Origin of the sequence: Nitrosospira sp. Nsp13, assembly GCF_900101945.1 — a bacterium.
Taxonomy (GTDB): Bacteria; Pseudomonadota; Gammaproteobacteria; order Burkholderiales; family Nitrosomonadaceae; genus Nitrosospira; species Nitrosospira multiformis_D.
In genome coordinates this window covers 432,260-449,735 of record NZ_FMVD01000001.1, presented here as the reverse complement: position 1 = coordinate 449,735, position 17,476 = coordinate 432,260, and the positions used below count along the sequence as shown (strand labels likewise).

Genomic DNA, 17,476 nt, shown 5'->3' with positions numbered 1-17,476 from the left:
GGCCGCATATGCGGCCTTTTTTATTGGAGGTTCATGATGACCCAGTTCCAGCGCAAGCGTATCAAGGAAGAAATCGAGAAGCAAAATGCGGCGGTTGATGCAGGCGCGGACAGATTTCTCGACAAGCTGCGGGCTTCGAAGTGGACGGGCGCGATCCTGCTCGCCGTCGCTGCGGTAATGGTGATCGTAGTCTTGTGGAACCTGTTCTGACATGGCAAGCCAGGATCCTGACAGCGATCACAAACCCGAGCGGCGGCGCGGCCCATCCACTTCCACGCTATCCTTCGGCGGGATTATCGCAATAGCCAGTCTGCTTGCATCCGGTGTGGCGACTTACAACGCGGTGCAGAATGATATCGCCAGCTTGAAACGCGGAGAGCTGTATCAGGAGAGAACCAATGAGCGTTTGAGCGACGAGATCAAATCCGTAAGAGTCGAGCAGCGGGAAACGATGAAGGAGTTTAACGAAAAGCTCGATAGAATCATCGAGCAGTGGCCTCGCGGGAGAAAACAATGAGGTACCTCGTCGCTGTCCTGTTTCTGGCGTCCTGCACCATATTCACGCCTGCACCCATAGATGATCATGCTGTTGAACAGTCCACCCCCCCGGTGGCAAATCCCGTGAAAACTCTCGAGGCAAATCCCGAAGCATCGGAAAGCCGGGCCGAGGGGCGCAAGCTGAAACCCAGGCCGGTGGCGCCATCCACATCCGACGTCTCGCCCTGCGCGAATCTCGATGCCGGCGATTTGAAGGCGACCATAAAAGCGAAACTTGACTGCCTCCAGGAGAATGCCAAATGATTAATCCGTCTCCCACGCAGGTTCGCTCCACGATTGCGGTCATGGTGCTGGCGGCGTCGACCCTCGTCGGAATCGCCTTGCATGAAGACTACAAGGACGAGGCCTATATCCCCGCACCCGGCGATGTGCCCACTATCGGCTTTGGAACGACCGCCGGTGTCAGGATGGGTGACAGGACCACGCCCACTCGTTCGCTGGTGCGGTTACTCGACGAAGTCGAGGGCGTCTACGCGGCCGGGGTGAAAAAGTGCGTGACCGCGCCGCTGTATCAGCATGAGTATGAGGCGTATGTGTCGCTCGCCTATAACATCGGCGTCGGCACATTCTGCAAGAAGGCAAAGCCGGGGAAGCCGCCCAATCTGATTGATCTGATCAACGCCGGGAAATATGCGGAAGCCTGCAAGCGCATCGAGGCGTTCAAATACGGACCAGGCAGGAAAGTATTGCCGGGCCTGGTAAAAAGACGAGCAGAGGAACGAGCCATATGCGAGGGGAAAAAATCGCTCCAATCATTGGGTGGCATGAATCCCGAATCCAGTGGCTGACCGCTCATTTGAGCGGATTGCACCCCACCGTGTCCAGTTGCCGGATCTAGGATAATGACCGCATTCAGAATCGCCGGGTTTTCCGGGCTTGTGCCGAGGCTGGCAAAGCAGTTGCTTGCGCCGAATCAGGCGCAGGTTGCGACGAACTGCAACCTGACATCCGGCGACTTGCGTCCAAGGAATGGCTCGCTGCATGTATTTTCGCCCGTCATCGGCAATGACATAAAATCCATGTTTCGCATGGAGAAGGATGGTAACGAAAAATGGCTGGCATGGGATAAGGACGTGGACGTGGCGCGTTCCCCTGTTGCCGGCAATACCGCCAGACGGTTCTATTACACCGGCGACGGCGAGCCTCGTGCATCGGATTACGACATGGCGACCGTGGGTGCCGGGCCTTATCCGTCCGGTTGCTATGTGCTGGGGGTGACGCCCCCGGTTACCGCGGCGGCCGTGACGCCCTTTGGCGGTGCGGGGGTCAGTGTTACTCGCTCCTACGTATATACTTTCGTCACGCAATGGGGAGAAGAGTCTGCGCCATCTCCCCCTTCGATTGTCATAACCGGAAAGGTTGACGCTACCTGGGCGCTGACCGCCATGGACGCCGCGCCGCCGAATTCCGGTGCGGTATCAGCCGCGGTGAAGGATACGCCGTCGGCCGGATATGCCCAGGTGACGCTTGATTCGGTTTTTGGATTGCGCGCTGGCGAAACCGTCACGTTTGCGACTGTGACCGGCATGACGGACCTCAACGCCACATTCATCCTCGTGAGCGTGGACCCCGCAACACGCAAGGTGGCCGTATCGCTTTCGACCACTCAAACTTTTATTGCAGGCGGCACCTGGGCACGCATGGCGCCACACAATACCACCGGGATGAACAAGCGGATTTACCGCACGCTGACGACCCCGGCGGGTACCGAGTACCACTACATTGCCACCATCACTGCCATAACCTCGACATACAGCGATACGACCTCCGATACCAATGCCGCACTGGGAGAAGTGCTTCCCTCCGCGTCATGGGCCATGCCGCCAGCCGGCATGAAGGGCATTGTCATTCTGGCAAACGGGATTGCAGCCGGCTTCACCGGAAACGAAGTGCATTTTTCGGAACCGTTCAAGCCTTACGCATGGCCGGCCACCTATCGTCAAACCTACGATCAGGACATCGTTGCAATAGGGATCACCGCCACGACCCTGGTAGGCATGACCCGGGGCAACCCTTTCACCATTACCGGCGTTGAGCCTGTGACCATGGGCGGCGGTATGGAAAAACTGGGCGTGGCGTGGCCGTGCATGGCGAAGCGCGGCATGGCGAGTTTCGCATTCGGCGTAGGATACCCGGCGCCGCAAGGGCTGGTGATCGCCGGAATGAATACGGACATCGTCACCAAAGACTTGTTCACGCAGAAAGAGTGGGCTGAGCTTAATCCCGAATCGTTCATTGCCGCATCCGCCGATAACCGGTATTACGCCGGCTACACTGTTGATGACAGCTCGCTCATGTTCGTGATCGATAAGGCCGAGAACGCGTCATTCGTCAAGGTGAACCAGAAAATAACCGCCATATGGGCAGATCCATGGACCGGCAAACTCTACGTGGCGGCGGATAAAAAGATATACCAATGGGAAGGAGATGCGGGCACCAAGCTTGCCTATGAATGGAAGAGCAAGAGGTTTATCAGCCAGCCGCCACTGAACTACGGCGCGGCCAAGGTCGATGCGGATTTCGAGATGTCGGAGGAGGAATCCGGTTCTGCCAGCGCATCATATGCCGCCGCGATTGCCGCAAACCAGGCGCTTGTTGCTGCGGGCATAATGAATGACGGAATTGCCGATCCTTACCTGGGCGAATACGAGATTGACGGTGATGAAATGCAGGCGATTCCGCCCCTCTCCATTGACTCGCTGCAATTCCAGTTGTGGGCGGATGGCGTGCTGAAGTTTACCCGACAGGTCAAGAGCTGCCGTGCTTTCCGGCTCCCGGGCGGCTACAAGTCCGATAACGTGGAGATTGCATTATCCGGCAACGTGAAAGTGACGGGAGTGGTGCTCGCTGAGACCATGGATGGGCTGAAGCAGGCTTGACCGAAATTTCCGCGAAAACATGCGTATTGATAAATTCGCTATTCCTTTTCGTTGTTGAAGCAAGCCTGCTGCCGGGCACAAGAAACAAACTCAACTGAATGCTTAACCAAACCGCTCGTTCGAGCGGTTTTTTATTGGGGGACTCAAATGACTAAATGGGCACATTCCGATGTTCTTGACGGCGGGTTGAACGCGATCAGGAACAATGCTACGCGCATGATCCTGATCAAGGCCTATACGGCGGGAGACAGTTACGCCACGGTCGTCGCAAATGCCGTTTGTACGGTCACGATGGCGTCCGGCGACTATACGTTGTCAGGCTCGGCCAATAACCCGCGCGTCTGCACGACGGGCGCGAAGAGCAGCACGGCATCCGCAAACTCGGGCGCAACACCGGATCTGCACATTGCCTTCACCGATAACGTGAGCAAGGTGCTCTGGGTGACGGATGAAACCAGCGATCAGGTGGTGACCAGCGGCAACACGGTCAACTTTCCGGCGCTCACTTACACCAGCAATCAACCGACATGACCATGCCGGCCATATCTAGCCGGATCAACTCTGCACAGGGTGATGGTCGCATACGGGTTCGTGAGCGCCATCCCGGCCACCTTGGGTTCGCGCATGAGCACGAGCATCTTGCCGCTATCGGGCTGGATACGGATGGGATGCCTGTCGCTTGCCCTGCGATGACAGGTGTCGCATGACAGACCGTTACGTCAGGTCCGCCGATGGCAGCGATGGGGATAGCGGCGCAACGTGGCCTTTAGCTAAAGCGACACTCGCCGGGGTTGTGGCTATCGATACTGCTGGAGACAGAATATTTCTGTCTCAGGCTCATGCCGAAGCTGCGGCCACCGCGCAGACAATCACGCTTGCGGGAACAATCTCCAATCCGGTACAGGTGTTGTGTGGCAATGATGCGGCAGAACCTCCTACCTCGCTGGCCGCTACCGCAACAGTATCCACAACGGGCGCAAGTGACATAAATATCAGTGGACATGCCCGTTTTTACGGAATTACATTCGCAGCGGGAGACGGCAATAATGCTGCTATTTTTCGTATTGGCAATGGGGACAGGGATCGACAAATTTATGAGGCTTGCAGCTTCCGGCTCGGCGGATCAAACAGTGGTAACCGTATATATGCCGTGAATGCCTCCGGATCGATCATTTCCTCTGTGAAGTGGAAAGATTGTACTGTTAAGTTTGCACACACAAGTCAGGCAATATCAGTAAACGGCGGTTTCTTTGAATGGGACGGTGGAAGCATTGTCGCCGGGGGCACAGATGTGACTTCGCTCTTTACAAGCGCAACTGCGAGCGCTGCTGTGGCGGTCATCAGAAATGTTGATCTGTCAGGCCTTGCCGCAGCGGCGAACCTGTGCCTGATCGCGAATGGCTTGGATATAACTTTTATTAACTGCAAGCTGCCAGCTTCACCGTCTCCGTGGTCCGGCCTGCTCGCGACAGGCACCCGACTGGCGACATTCCGTGCAGCGATGTACAACTGCGACTCAGCCGATACGAATTACCGGATATGGATCTCAGACTTTGCCGGGGATTTGATTCAGGAAACGACGATAGTCAGATCTGGCGGCGCAAGCGATGGCACGACCCCGCTGTCGTGGAAGTTGACGAGTACGGCAAATTGTAATTTTTTATCGGGCCGGTTTTGCACGCCGGCGATTGTGCGCTGGAACGATACTGTGGGGAGCCCGCTAACCGCAACGGTTGAGATCGTCCATGACAGCACGACCGCGCTGAATGACGATGAAGTGTGGCTGGAGGTCCAGCAATTGGGAACCTCGGGATTTCCGCTCGGTTCAACAATAAGCGATTCAAAATCAGATGTTTTGGCCTCAGCGGCGGCGCAGTCGTCAAGCGCGGTCACATGGACAACATCTGGCTTGTCAAACCCGAACAAACAGAAACTATCGGTGACGTTCACCCCGCAGGAAAAGGGCTTTATCCAGGTGCGGGTCTACATGGGGAAAGCCAGCTACACGATATATGTCGATCCGCTGGTAACGGTCGCATAGATGACCCAACGGCAGATACCGGGCGGGCCTTTCGTTAACGAAACCGGTACGCGGCAAGCACAGATACCCGGTGGCGCATTCGTTAATGAAACGGTGTCCACCGGACACAGCCTATCCGGTGCGAACTCCACGCAAGCTAACACCAGCGGCACGGCAGGGATTATTCAGGCGCATGCTTTTGCCGAAGCGAGTGCGATCCAGGCAAATGCCGGCAGCACCGGCGCTATCACACTGAGCGCAGTCAATGATCTCGTTGCCGCCAACGCCGCTCAGGCCGATGTCAGCAGCGTGGCAGCCATAGATCAGCCCCATGTGCTGGCTGTTTCTGCATCGATGCAGGTCAATCCATCAATCGCTGTCGCTGTTACGCAAGTCCATGTACTGGCAGGGGCGGCATCCACGCAGGCCAATCCGGGCGAGGCGAGCGCAATGAGCCTCAGCAGCGGGAATCTGGCGGCCGCGCCCTCGATGCAGGTGAATCCTGGCGGGACTGGCGTAATCGCCCAAATCGGGACGGTTTTAGAACCCGGTCTCATGACCGGCATGGACAGAATCATCCGTGTCAAGAAGCCGGGCATACCCGCCGGAACGCCGGAATGGCTCAAGACCCTTCTGGAAATCGTCATCGGACGACGGGGTAACGCGATCGGGGTTCCTGAATTTCAGGCATTAACCTTCTCGGCATCCCCGACCAAAGCGGAATGCGAGGCGCTTTACGCTTACACCAATGAAATACGCACAGCGGTTGAAAATATTCTTGCGAGACTGGACAGCTGATGACCAATCATCAATTGCTTGCACTCCTGAAGGTTAACATGGGCCTTCCTCTCACGCCCGAGCTGGCGGCCGATATCTGTCTCGCCGCAGACCGCCTGGCCACGCTGATACCAGCAGAAAATATTCAACGGATCGAGCCGGAACAGCACGGGGACCTTGCCTTTTCCGTTGAACGCATTGAAGGCATTACCGATGAAATCGAACCTCTGCACCGGGCGCATTGGGATGAAACGGAAGAACATCGGCACGAGCTGCCCTTCAACCCGGATTACGAGACATTCATCCGCTACGAGCGTGCCGGGCGCTACGTGCTTTTCACGCTGAGAAGCGAAACGCGATTACTGGGTAACTGCGCCCTGTACCTGGATAAAAGCGCACATACGCAAACGCTTATCGCCACGGAAGATACGCTTTATCTGTTGCCGGAGGCACGCAAGGGCAGGGTTGCAAACTGTTTTGTGACATATGTCGAGAATGCAATGCGGTTGCTGGGAGTTAGCGAAATCAATATTTCCGTGAAGACGGTGAACAGGGCGGAAAGATTCTTCCGGCTTCTGGGCTACCGTCATGTGGAAAATGGTTTAACCAAAATACTGGCGGTCGAAAATGTGTAGCGCAAAACCGCCGAAACCCGATCCGCTTATCGGCCAGGCCGCCATGTCCAACGCGAAACTCGCCAGGGAAATGGCCGGCGTTGCGCGCGATCAGCTGGCCTGGGAGAAAAATCGCGCCCCGCTGGTAGCGTGCTGGTCGAGGATGCCAGCGAATTCGATTTACCCGGCAAGGAAAAAAGGGCCGGAGAAGTGGTGGCGGATGTCTCGCGTGGTTCTCGTGGCGCGCTGGAGTCGAACCAGCGGGCACTAGAGCGGTCGGGCGTCAACCCGAACTCGGGCAGATTTCAGGCATTGACGCAGGATATCAACCTGGCCTGGCTGGATACCGACGGCGCAATGAACAGGGCACGGCGCGATACGGAATCTCTGCTGGGGGTCAGCGAAATCAATATTTCAGTGAAGACAGTGGACAAGGCTGGAAGATTCTTCCGGCTTCCGGGTACTGTCATGTCGAGAATGGTTTAACCAAAATACTGGAGGTCGAAAATGTGTAGCGCAAAACCGCCGAAACCTGATCCGCTTATCGGCCAGGCCGCCATGTCCAACGCGGAACTCGCCAGGGAAATGGCCGGGGTCGCGCGCGATCAGCTGGCCTGGGAGAAAAATCGCGCTGCAAAGCAGGACCCGTTGATGGAAAAAATCGTCGACCAGCAGATTGCCCTGGGCGATGCCAATGCCGGCCGTGCGGAATCGCAGTGGCAAATCTATCGCGATCTTTTCGCCCCGCTGGAAGCGCGCATGGTCGGGGATGCGAGCGAATTCGACTCCCCCGGCCGCCAGGAAAGAATGGCGGGAGAAGCGGCGGCGGATGTCTCGCGCGGCTATCAGGGAGCGCTGGAGTCGAACCAGCGGGCGTTGGGGCGATTGGGTGTCAACCCGAACTCGGGCAGATTCCAGGCATTGACGCAGGATATCAACCTCGGACTGGCCAGGGATACCGCCGGCGCAATGAACAAGGCTCGGCGCGATACGGAACTGCAGGGGATGGCAATGCGCGAAGGGGCGGCGAAATTCGGGCGCAACATGCCGAACACGGGGCTTGCCGCCGATGCCGCAGCGCTTAATGCCGCCAACTCCGCCACGGGCAATATCGCGACGGGCGCGGAACTGCACAACGCGGGGATGAATGCCGCGCAAAACTGGTTTGGCGGTGCAACCAGCGCAAATGCGTCCGCCGGCAATCTGGGGCTGGGGCAATACCAGGGGCAACTCGATGCGTGGCGGCAAGCGAACCAGAATTCAGCGTTGGGGGCTGCGGGGCTCGGGAGCCTGCTTGGCCAGCTCGGCTCGGCCGCTATCACGAAGAAGCTGTGAAAAAGCGGTGTAATGCGGACTACCATTCGTACACGCCACAGATCGACACTGCATACTGGCGGATCCATGGAAAAGCCGGCTCATGGACTAAGGGGCTGATGCCCGCTTTGTCATGCATGTTACACATTCCAGCCCGTTAATGGCCCTTTTTCAGCCCCACTCCTTTCCATTAAGATGAGAACACCGGAAATATCATTGACAGCCGTTAGATGTACATATACTGTACATGTACAGGATAAGCTTATTAATGACTAAAGGAGTTTTCATGGCAGCAGCGATTGAAAGAATTGTGGTGCAAGCCACACCCCAGGAAAAAGAAATGATCATGCTTAAGGCCAAGAAGCTGGGGCTTCCTGTCGCGGAATTGATGCGTCGCGGTGCCACGGCGTATGAATCCGCCGCGGCGGATGAAGAATTAGGCATCCTTGCCGATAAGGCCAAGGCCGCCGCGGACCGGGCATCCGAGTCGATCGACGAGGTACTGGCGTTCGTGGAAGCCAGCAATAAGCGGATAGCCGCAATGGAAGCTGAGGCGTCCGGAAATATGGGCAAGGCTATCTGATGGGCGTGACGGATCGCGTATGGGGTGCCCTGACCTCGATGATAAAGCTGGAGGACAGGGTCGTTCGCCAAAGCGAGGTGATCAAAACCCAGCAGGACAAGATTGAAAATCTGACAGAGCGCGTGATCAAACTCGAAACAACGCTGGAACTGCTCATGCGGGCAAGCGAATTCAAGCGGCTCAAGTAATTTGCGATGGAGCTCCAGCCTGAAACAATGGGGCAGCGGCTATGAACGGAGGAACGCATGTTTAACTTTGGTGCATTTGCGGGTGGGCTGGACCGATTGGAGCGCCAGCACTGAAATAGTGCGATAGCGAATAAAGGGAACCATGAACGGAGGAATACATGTTTAACTTTGGTGCATTTGCGGGCGGGCTGGCGCAAGGCGCACGTAGCGGCCAGAATATGGCGCTCAGGCAGAAACAGGCGGCGCGGATAGCGAGAGCCGATGAGCGCGAAGCGGAAATTCACGAGGCAAGAATGGATAAGGCTGCTTATCATAAGGACACGCGCGACCGGCTAAAAGCGGCCAATGATGAAATAGCCGCGGGTTGGGAGGAAGCGATACAGCAGCAGCCATCCGGCATACTTAAACCGGGTCTGCCAAGCTCCGGCCCGGATGCGCTTCTCGAGGTAAACCCTATTTCCCGGCAATCCACCGGGGGATATTCAGTGAGCGGGCTTCAATCGGAGATTCCCGTGGCCCCGGCGGATCATGGTGCGGGCCTGATGAGCCTGCACAAGGAATCCGCTGGTCAAAAGCACCGTCCCGGTGCACCGACGTCGGCCGACGACATGATCGCCAGGCGCATGCTGACCGGCAATCTCCTGGATGACCCGGATGAACTGACGCGAATGGCAGGCATCTACAAAAAACATGGCCTCTTGGCGGAAATGGCGCCATGGATGAACAAAGTCTGGGAAGCAAAGAAAAAGCGCATTCCCGATGCCTTGAGCTTGCTGTTAAGCGGCGATGCAAAGGGCGCCAGGGCAATTCTGAAGAAAGGGGGCATAAATCTCGCGGATGATCCGATATCAGCGAATCCGGATGATCCGCAAAGCAGCTGGAAATTCAAATTCGAGGATGGCGCTGAACAGGACGTAAACTTGAAGGAATTGGCGATCCGGTTTTTTCCTTCGTCCATACTTTCCCGATAGATCAGGCGCTTACCAAGCCCAGCGCCAACAAGCAAACTATTGATCCGGCCAGCAAACAGTATAAACGTTATGGGGGCGGAAAACGGTATCCAGTTTGGGGATCCCCTCGTTCTCCGTGCAAAAAGTGGCGGTACGCAAAGCGAGTAACGACGCGGGGTAATTTAGTATAATACTAACTAAATAAACGGGGCATTACTGTCTATTCTGTAATACGAGTTTCGAGCGTGAATGCTTGGTTGAGTTCAGCTATGGCGGTAGTTATCGCGACATTTAGTGGTGGCTTGAGGTGACCGCATCAACTGTCTATTAATGTAGTATTTCTGTCTGCTTCTTAGTCGCTTGGAAAGCTACACCAATAGGTGATCGGTTTTCGTTGTTAGCGTGGTTATCGCTTTAGCATCCATGCGGTTTTCAGGCGATAAAACAGCGAACAGAAACCTTTTTAGACTCAATGCATTGTACAAACTCGTCTAGACTAAGAGAGGTTTTCCAGTCGTCAGTTATTGCACGGAAAACGAGGAGACCCCTACTCACGCAAGTATTTCGGCAAGGATGAGTGTGTCGTCGCCTACTCTCTGCTGGCCAATCATGTGGCGTTGCAAACTGAAATGTTGAGCCCAGACTCATGGCTCCTAAATTATCATGAAGTCTGTATACTCCAAAGTTGTAACTCCCGTCAGAGTCGCAATCTGAATAGCTGCCCCCAAGCCGCTTCCATCAGCATCATAATAGAGCTTGCCACCGCGAGTGTTAAGAATAAGGTAGTCATTACCATCACCAGCAATTGCAATGGTACCAGTACCCACTACTAGGTTTTCAGCGGTGATTCCTCCAGACAGGGCAGTAAAGATACTTACATCAAAGACCAGTTTATCTCCATCAGAAGAGTGGAAATCAGTGATTTTATCAATTCCGCCTTGAGCAATATTGTCAAAAATAAACTGATCACCACCCCATCCACCTGTAAGTTTGTCTGCCCCCGTACCACCAATTAGGATGTCATTACCGCCCCCTGCGATGATGGTGTCATTTCCATTTCCACCATTAAGGGTATCATTTCCAAAACCTGTACTAATCTTGTCAGCACCATCCCCAGCGGAGACGGTGTTATTGCCAGTCCCTGCATTGATATTGTCATTCCCAGCCCCAGTCGTGATGGTGTCATCTCCAAGACCGGCCGTCACTTTATTGTTACCACCGCCAGCAGAGATAGTGTTGTTGCCATCTCCCGCCACAATTTTGTCATTGCCAAGGCCCGTGGTCACCACATCGTTTCCATTGCCCAAAACAATATTGGCGTTGCCGATATCGTCAACGATCAGATTATCTCCTGACATGTCAATAATCTTGTCATTACCCTCACCTCCATTAATCGAGTCATTACCGTCCCCGCCATCAATCTGATCATTACCATTGCCACCTGTAAGTAGATCGCTCCCTGCATATCCATAAAGCTTATCGTTTCCCTCATCCCCATATAGCTCATCATCAAGACTACCACCATATAGTTTGTCGTTGCCGCCATAGCCATGCCATGCGCGCGCCGCATCTGGAACATTGAATGTCTCGCTACCAGCCAGAAGAATCTGCAAATTTAACAGTTCATCTACAGTATTTACTGAATCAGCCACAGCAAAATAAGTTGAAGCTGAGAAGTTACCTTGAACTCGAATAGACGCGCCAGCAGTATCAGAAAACATAATTGATTTGATGGTTCCTGTCAGGCCGGAGCTGCCTATGGATACATTTCCAGTATAGGTAAGGCTCCAATCTCCATATGTAATGGTTTCCTGGGTGAATTTGCCAATCAAATTGAAATTGCTGTCGAAGCTGAATTGTCCCTTCAAATAGAGCCCTTCATTCGTTCCGTTATCTAAACTGATGGTTAACTCGTTAAATTTTCCATTGAGTTCTATACCACCGTATGGGTTCTCTCTGAAACTACCATTTCCAGAACCCATCCAATATGAATTGTCAGCCCCATTATCAAACGCTAAGAATTTTACCGAGCCACTTGTGCCGTAAAAATTGGTCCCTTCTGCAGATAAATTACCGTTTGCGCTTGGTGAATATCCCTGAATTTGGGTATTACTTGAATAGCCAATAATCATGGATCCATAATAAGCATCTAGATAGGTATAAGAAAAAGTCTGCTCAAAAAAAGACGCCGTATTGTATGCAACATCGTCAAAAACACCAACTTGAGCATTTAACAAACTAGAGCTATCACCTGTGGTCGTAACTATTGTCATGACAAGTTCCTAATCGGTAGTCCAACATATCGGCATAGACATGGCTAAACATGGCTAAAAGCAAGTTCAAAGAAGCATTACACCAATTAGGATTAATGCTTTTAACTTTTTCATTTTATATTTCAGAGTGCGACATCCAACAACGCTGCCGCTTGTGGGATCAAATCATACAAGTATTGAATGTATTGCCTATTGGACTAAGGTACACCGGAGGATCAGTATGGTTATTCAGTTTGGACTTCCCCCGGAACGGTAGACACTCCGTGACCTCATAACGAAGCGCGTTCAAACGCTTCGGGACTCATGCCGCCTAGATGACTGTGTCGGCGGCTCCTATTGTAGAAGACCTCGATGTAATCGAAAATATCGGCGCGAGCGAGATCTCGTGTTTTGTAGATGCGCTTGAAAATGGCGAGGGCATTTCAGGATGGGCTACGGCTTTTAAGAACATTGTTCCTCTTCTCAAAATACATGGCCTTGTCAGCATGCTTGAGAAGTTGATGCGCTTCGTCCCCATGATCAGGGTAAAGTGCTATTCCGATGCTCGGCAGTATGCACAGGCTGCAGCTCTCTATTTTTATGGGTTGGCTGATAGCACTGCGGATTTTTTGGCCACATTCGAGGAATCTCTCGCCGGATCGATGGAATTCGGAATTGGGATCGCGGGCTAGGAAGCCGGTCTGGTTTCCGGCAACAGCGCATTCAAGTCGCTGAATAACTGCTCAAAGCGGGTAAGCGTCATTTTTAAATCCGCTCCAAACAGTTTCTTGACGATGTCGGATTGATGTTCCGTGAAATAGACGGCGGGCACGTAACGATCGAATTCCGGAACCGTATTCGGGGCCGTTTCTGGCTGTGTCCGGAAACGCTCTGTTGTGTGAGTTACAATGCGTGATCCGGCGGGCAGGGCGGCGACGGCCTGTTTTCCCTTGAGACCGAAACTTGCGCCCACGATCTCCGCATAAAGCCCTGCGCCGAGCATGTCTTCAACATCCGCCTCGCGTTGACCGGCATACGCGCCCGCCGTGAAAATATGGCCATCACGCAGAATTTTCCAGCGGCGCAGGTCTTCGACCTTTTCATGGTCTGAAGCCAAGTCCGTCAGTATTGCCACCTGCAATCGATTACCCCCGAAAAGACTCATGAAAGCGCTAATTTTCTCGATACCACCGGCCGGGCAAATGGTCCAGCGCGGGTCGAGCGGAGTGCGCTTATGCGAGCGCAACACTTCCGACATGGCTCTCAAATAAAGCAGATCGGATGGCCTGGTCACGAGCAGCGTATGCTCACTGGCGGAAAGAGCTTGGGTAATCTCGTAGGCCAGCGCATGCTGCAAGGGGAAGAGCGTGTCCGGATCCGTACTTAGCACATCGCCGCCCACTTTGGTGCCTCGAACCTCAGGCGCTTCATCCTGATGATAAATTACCACGTCCTCCACGGTGCGTACGGAAGGAAGATCATCGGCCGGCACCATGAACGGCGAATGTGTCGTGTAAATGACTTGATGGTCAGGCGCCAGACGCTCCCTGAAGTATCGCAGCAGGTCGGCCTGCGCCTTACCATGCAAACTCAGCCCCGGCTCATCCAACAGTAGAATTATCTTCTTCTGGTTCCGCTTTTTCACCTGTGAGAACAGCGCAAGAAACGAGAAAAACCACACGAAACCCGTGCTGCGATCGTCGAACGGAACCGTCACGTCATGAAGCTTGTTTAAAATACGTGTCCGAAAAATGCGACCGCTGTTGAAGGGAGCCGGGTCGCCGGGCAGCGCATGGTCGAGCCGGAAAATCACCTTGAGAAATTTATTCTGGCTCCAATAACGGAACATTTCAGCCGAAATCTTGTTGGAGGCGCCTTCGAAGCGCGAAACCAGGCTCTCGAAATCCTGGATCGAGGCAACTTGCTCGACCGTTGTGGAGGCCATGTCGCAAAGCGCGATGAACACCTGGTCGGAGGATTCAAGCGTGTTGCTCGATTCCCTCTCCCGAATCTGCTCAAGGCTCACTTGACCTTGCATCCGCTGATATTGGGAGAACAGCATGAATTTCGGCAAATCCAGCAGCTGCACAATGCCCTGTGAAACCGAGCCTTCGGGAAAATCCCGCCCGATTCGATGAAGGCAATGTGTCCGCCCTGGTGATGTTTCATGAAGCGATTCCGTTTGCGCCTTCAGTTCCGCTACCGTGCGGACCGTACCGATCTGCGCCTTCTCATCATCATGAAAGCCGCTGGTATCGATAAGATATTGAACGATCGCGGCTTCATCGAAGCTCACCGTCCAGCGGGTCCGGTTGCTGTAATCCTTCTGCACCACCACCTTGTCGCTCGCCAGCGCCCCGGCTCCAAACACATCGGTAATCGCCTGTTTTTCCGCTGGATCGATGGCCCACCATGTCGTGACCACGACCGCGTCTTCACCTTCGTGGCGTTCTTCATAATCCGATAGATGGCGGCGCGGGTAGTCTTTCTGCCGGTCAAACTTTGCATCGTCGAAGATTGGATTGAGCCGGTGGAGGGCCGTCAGCAGAGTAGTCTTGCCTGATTCATTCTTCCCAACGAAGCAAGTAAGATGTTCATCAAGACTGAACTCATCAGAATCGTCAATGCTTCGGAAATTCTGAATTCGTGCACGCACCAGTTTCATGTAAGCTCCTCCACGTAAATGCCATTGTAGACATATACATGACGTTAGTCAGTAATGGATTTGTGACATTGAGGAGTTTACGTTCTTCATTCGGAGAGAAATCGTGTCGCATATGCTTTCTGCCACGCGACCCCAATGGCGGTGATGACAAGAAGCAGATAAAGATTTTGCCTGAATATTACAAGCACATCCGTTAATCCGAAAAGAATGATGAAACACGTAAAGGCTGCCCCTGGAATGCCTAACTGGTATGCTTTCAGCGTTCGAAACCAGCTCCATAAGAAGAAAGCATACGCCAGCATGCCAAGTGCGCCCATCTGCATTCCGATCTCGATCCAGTCGTTGTGGTAGTGGTAGGTTTTGAGAAAATTCGGTAGATCCTTGTAGAGCCCGCCCTTGTAGGTCTCGACAGTCTTATCAAAGTAGGGAGCCGCCATTCCCGTGCCATGACCCCATACCGGCTGTTCCCCGATTCCATGCAGGCCGACGTCCCAGATGGCAAAGCGGTATCCGAGGCTAGTGTCATATTTCCCCTGCTTGGATAATTCAATATCGCTCCTGGCTTGAATGAGCCTTTGCTGGAAGCTGTCGCTGCTGTACGCAAAAAATACTATCGCAACGAGTAACGCTGCCGTAGCAACGAGGAGTTTTCTGATTTCTTTTCTATGCAGCAGAAAAAGCAAAAGTACCGATGAAACAAGAGTGGCGATAAGCAATGCATGTCCATTCTGGTTAAACTGCATAAACAGCAGAAAAACCGCTAGTATCCATAACCAAGTTCTTGCTTTTTTACCGTTGCTGGTGCCTGCCAGATAAAGCGTCAATATGACTCCGATCCCGAGCATTGTGGAAAAGTCCAGGTAAGTTATTCCAAGAGGGGGAATACCCTGTGCGCCTATAACTATCCACTGGTATATGCCTATGAGGAGCACACCAGAATAACCGATAAGCGCGCCGCTAATCGCCCAAGACACCCGTGTTTTACTTAGAAGGGATAAGTAGGGAATAAAGATCAAATATGCAAAGTATCTATTCCATACCTTCAACCCAAGTTTAGAATCGTCACTCCAAAGTATTCCCAGTGCCACCACAATACATAAGATAAGCATTGCCAATACAAAAGGTTCTTTAATTGTCTCCCTGATTCTGCCCAGGCCGCCGTCCAGGAGCCAGGCCAGAACCAGAAGATAATAGGCATACAAGCTCAGCCCTCTGCTCCATAAGGCGATACCAAAAAAAAATAGTGCGGATATTGCCAGCACATCGCGCCAATCGAAAGTACTTGGCGTATGCCTGGGTGAGGCGACGGGGTTTTGGCGAATCCAGTCTTCCGGACTGCGGGTTTCTGATTCAGAACTCATGTTTGCTTGAGATTCCCGTTGTCATTCGGATTTTCAGCGGCACGCAAGCCTGGATCTCAAGGGAGATGCCGACGATGCAGATACCATACAGGGATGCCATATAATAATACGCATTGCGTAATATAGCCGTCTGTATGCTGCCGTACAGTGTTTACCGAAATGAGCTGCTACCCGGCGACTGCTTTAGCTTCGTTCCGGATATCAGCACAAGCCTGCCATGCGTCAGGTGAGTGGATTGCGTTTCAGGTTAAATAGCCAAAATCGAGAACATCAACGTTTTCTCCAGAACTCCCGTATCCGCGCTGGGCAGGGTCATTCAGGAATGATCAATGGACTAGAATGACCACCGGCAGATGATAGGGGGGTGATAAACTACGATAGAGATTATCCTCCCTGCCGCTTCTATTGCGCCCGCTTTCCCAAGCGGAGTTATTTCATATTTTAAGGAAATATACCATGCTTAAGATGCTGCTTATCCGTGTGTCCCTTGTTTTAACAGGGTTATTCCACACGCTCCCCGCAGCCGCGCATTATATCTGGATAGAACGGGATGAGATGAATCATGCGCGCCTTTATTTCGGTGAATACCAGGATCAGGAAAAAGAAGTCACCGGTGGCAGGCTGGATGAGATAAAAGGACCGCAGGCATGGCTGCTTGATGCGAACGGCAAGCGGCAGGAGCTGAAAGTGATGCGGAAGGGGAATCACTTTGATTTGGGGATGACCTCGAACCGCACATCCCCATTGATCGCCGAGGAACTCGGTTACGAAGTCAAGGATTGGACCAAGCACGGTATTGGCATTGTAAAGCCGATGTTTTATACCCGCTTCAGTCCACTGCTGCGGCGCTCAACGCCCAAACCGGAGCTCGTGCTCGACATTCTGCCGGAGAGTGGATCGCCTAACGCGTTCATCGTTTATTTACGGAACGCACCGCTCGCAAAAGCCAAGCTCATGGTCTACGCTCCAAATTTCTGGATGCAGGAGCGCCACACCGACGAAAATGGCAGGGTCAGCATCACCACGCCGTGGTCTGGCCAGTATGTTCTGGAGGTTATTCACCTGGAAACGCAGCCAGGGGAATTTAAAGGGCAAAAATTTGAAGCATTTCGCCACCGCGCCACGCTGAACTTCAATATCCCGCAAACACCCCATGACAAATAGAAAATCGTGACCAGCCGGGCATCGACGGTATCGATGATGTGTATTAATTTGGATTTAATCAGGCAGACAATGTCAGATTCGCATTAACGCTAAAGCCCAAGAGCAGACGGTGGTATCGTCTAATGTCTGCTTATTGGGGAAGCAATGAAGT

General features: G+C 53.3%; 20 protein-coding genes and 1 pseudogene. 16 read left to right on the top strand and 5 right to left on the bottom strand.

Features of this window, described 5'->3' with window-relative positions; all coding sequences use genetic code 11:
• The first annotated feature begins 33 nt into the window (after positions 1-33).
• The 15 genes from BLO43_RS16640 (at position 34) to BLO43_RS01990 (ending at position 9,904) form a co-directional block, all read left to right on the top strand.
• Entirely contained in the window at positions 34-210 is a 177-nt protein-coding gene (locus BLO43_RS16640; RefSeq protein WP_175443817.1) for a hypothetical protein, read from the top strand.
• 1 nt (position 211) lies between these two features.
• Positions 212-517, top strand: a complete 306-nt coding sequence (locus tag BLO43_RS02055) for a hypothetical protein (protein ID WP_074632239.1) — start codon at positions 212-214, stop codon at positions 515-517.
• Entirely contained in the window at positions 514-801 is a 288-nt protein-coding gene (locus BLO43_RS02050; protein WP_090905540.1) for a hypothetical protein, read from the top strand. Before BLO43_RS02055 ends, BLO43_RS02050 begins: the two co-directional genes overlap by 4 nt.
• Entirely contained in the window at positions 798-1,346 is a 549-nt protein-coding gene (locus tag BLO43_RS02045; protein WP_254773278.1) for a lysozyme, read from the top strand. Before BLO43_RS02050 ends, BLO43_RS02045 begins: the two co-directional genes overlap by 4 nt.
• A gap of 54 nt (positions 1,347-1,400) precedes the next feature.
• A complete protein-coding gene (locus BLO43_RS02040; RefSeq protein WP_090905538.1) occupies positions 1,401-3,437 on the top strand; it encodes a hypothetical protein in 2,037 nt (678 codons plus the stop codon).
• 147 nt (positions 3,438-3,584) lie between these two features.
• Positions 3,585-3,968: a hypothetical protein gene (locus BLO43_RS02035; protein ID WP_090905536.1), complete on the top strand. Its 384-nt coding sequence runs from the start codon at positions 3,585-3,587 to the stop codon at positions 3,966-3,968.
• Positions 3,969-3,970: 2 nt separating this feature from the next.
• A complete protein-coding gene (locus tag BLO43_RS16635; RefSeq protein WP_175443816.1) occupies positions 3,971-4,144 on the top strand; it encodes a hypothetical protein in 174 nt (57 codons plus the stop codon).
• Positions 4,141-5,478, top strand: a complete 1,338-nt coding sequence (locus tag BLO43_RS02025; protein WP_090905531.1) for a hypothetical protein — start codon at positions 4,141-4,143, stop codon at positions 5,476-5,478. The genes BLO43_RS16635 and BLO43_RS02025 overlap by 4 nt, the downstream gene beginning before the upstream one ends.
• Positions 5,479-6,255: a hypothetical protein gene (locus BLO43_RS02020; RefSeq protein ID WP_090905529.1), complete on the top strand. Its 777-nt coding sequence runs from the start codon at positions 5,479-5,481 to the stop codon at positions 6,253-6,255.
• A complete protein-coding gene (locus BLO43_RS02015) occupies positions 6,255-6,869 on the top strand; it encodes a hypothetical protein (protein WP_090905528.1) in 615 nt (204 codons plus the stop codon). Before BLO43_RS02020 ends, BLO43_RS02015 begins: the two co-directional genes overlap by 1 nt.
• Before the next feature lie 129 nt (positions 6,870-6,998).
• The gene (locus tag BLO43_RS02010; protein ID WP_090905526.1) at positions 6,999-7,334 is read left to right on the top strand and encodes a hypothetical protein; all 336 of its coding nucleotides are present in this window, start codon (positions 6,999-7,001) and stop codon (positions 7,332-7,334) included.
• Between the two features lie 21 nt (positions 7,335-7,355).
• Positions 7,356-8,183: a hypothetical protein gene (locus BLO43_RS02005; protein ID WP_090905524.1), complete on the top strand. Its 828-nt coding sequence runs from the start codon at positions 7,356-7,358 to the stop codon at positions 8,181-8,183.
• Positions 8,184-8,448: 265 nt separating this feature from the next.
• Positions 8,449-8,745, top strand: a complete 297-nt coding sequence (locus BLO43_RS02000) for a hypothetical protein (protein ID WP_090905522.1) — start codon at positions 8,449-8,451, stop codon at positions 8,743-8,745.
• On the top strand, positions 8,745-8,933 hold the full coding sequence (locus tag BLO43_RS01995) for a hypothetical protein (RefSeq protein ID WP_074632229.1): 189 nt from the start codon (positions 8,745-8,747) through the stop codon (positions 8,931-8,933). The genes BLO43_RS02000 and BLO43_RS01995 overlap by 1 nt, the downstream gene beginning before the upstream one ends.
• Positions 8,934-9,091: 158 nt before the next feature.
• Complete coding sequence (locus BLO43_RS01990) at positions 9,092-9,904, top strand: hypothetical protein (RefSeq protein ID WP_090905519.1); 813 nt, start codon at positions 9,092-9,094, stop codon at positions 9,902-9,904.
• Positions 9,905-10,536: 632 nt separating this feature from the next.
• Here the strand turns inward: BLO43_RS01990 and BLO43_RS01985 are convergent.
• The 5 genes and pseudogenes from BLO43_RS01985 to BLO43_RS01965 form a co-directional block, all read right to left on the bottom strand.
• Positions 10,537-12,156, bottom strand: coding sequence for a calcium-binding protein (locus BLO43_RS01985; RefSeq protein WP_090905517.1), 1,620 nt, complete (start codon positions 12,154-12,156; stop codon positions 10,537-10,539).
• 269 nt (positions 12,157-12,425) lie between these two features.
• Positions 12,426-12,566, bottom strand: a pseudogene (locus BLO43_RS01980) (IS3 family transposase); the annotation flags it as partial.
• Between the two features lie 12 nt (positions 12,567-12,578).
• A complete protein-coding gene (locus tag BLO43_RS16980) occupies positions 12,579-12,731 on the bottom strand; it encodes a diguanylate cyclase domain-containing protein (RefSeq protein WP_368086126.1) in 153 nt (50 codons plus the stop codon).
• A 92-nt stretch (positions 12,732-12,823) separates the two neighbouring features.
• Positions 12,824-14,800 (bottom strand): ATP-dependent nuclease, encoded by a 1,977-nt coding sequence (locus tag BLO43_RS01970; protein ID WP_090905516.1) that lies wholly within the window; start codon positions 14,798-14,800, stop codon positions 12,824-12,826.
• Between the two features lie 86 nt (positions 14,801-14,886).
• Positions 14,887-16,161, bottom strand: a complete 1,275-nt coding sequence (locus BLO43_RS01965; RefSeq protein WP_090905514.1) for an O-antigen ligase family protein — start codon at positions 16,159-16,161, stop codon at positions 14,887-14,889.
• Positions 16,162-16,617: 456 nt separating this feature from the next.
• Here BLO43_RS01965 and BLO43_RS01960 point away from each other — a divergent pair, with 456 nt between their 5' ends.
• Entirely contained in the window at positions 16,618-17,325 is a 708-nt protein-coding gene (locus tag BLO43_RS01960; protein ID WP_090905512.1) for a hypothetical protein, read from the top strand.
• The last annotated feature ends 151 nt before the right edge of the window (positions 17,326-17,476 follow it).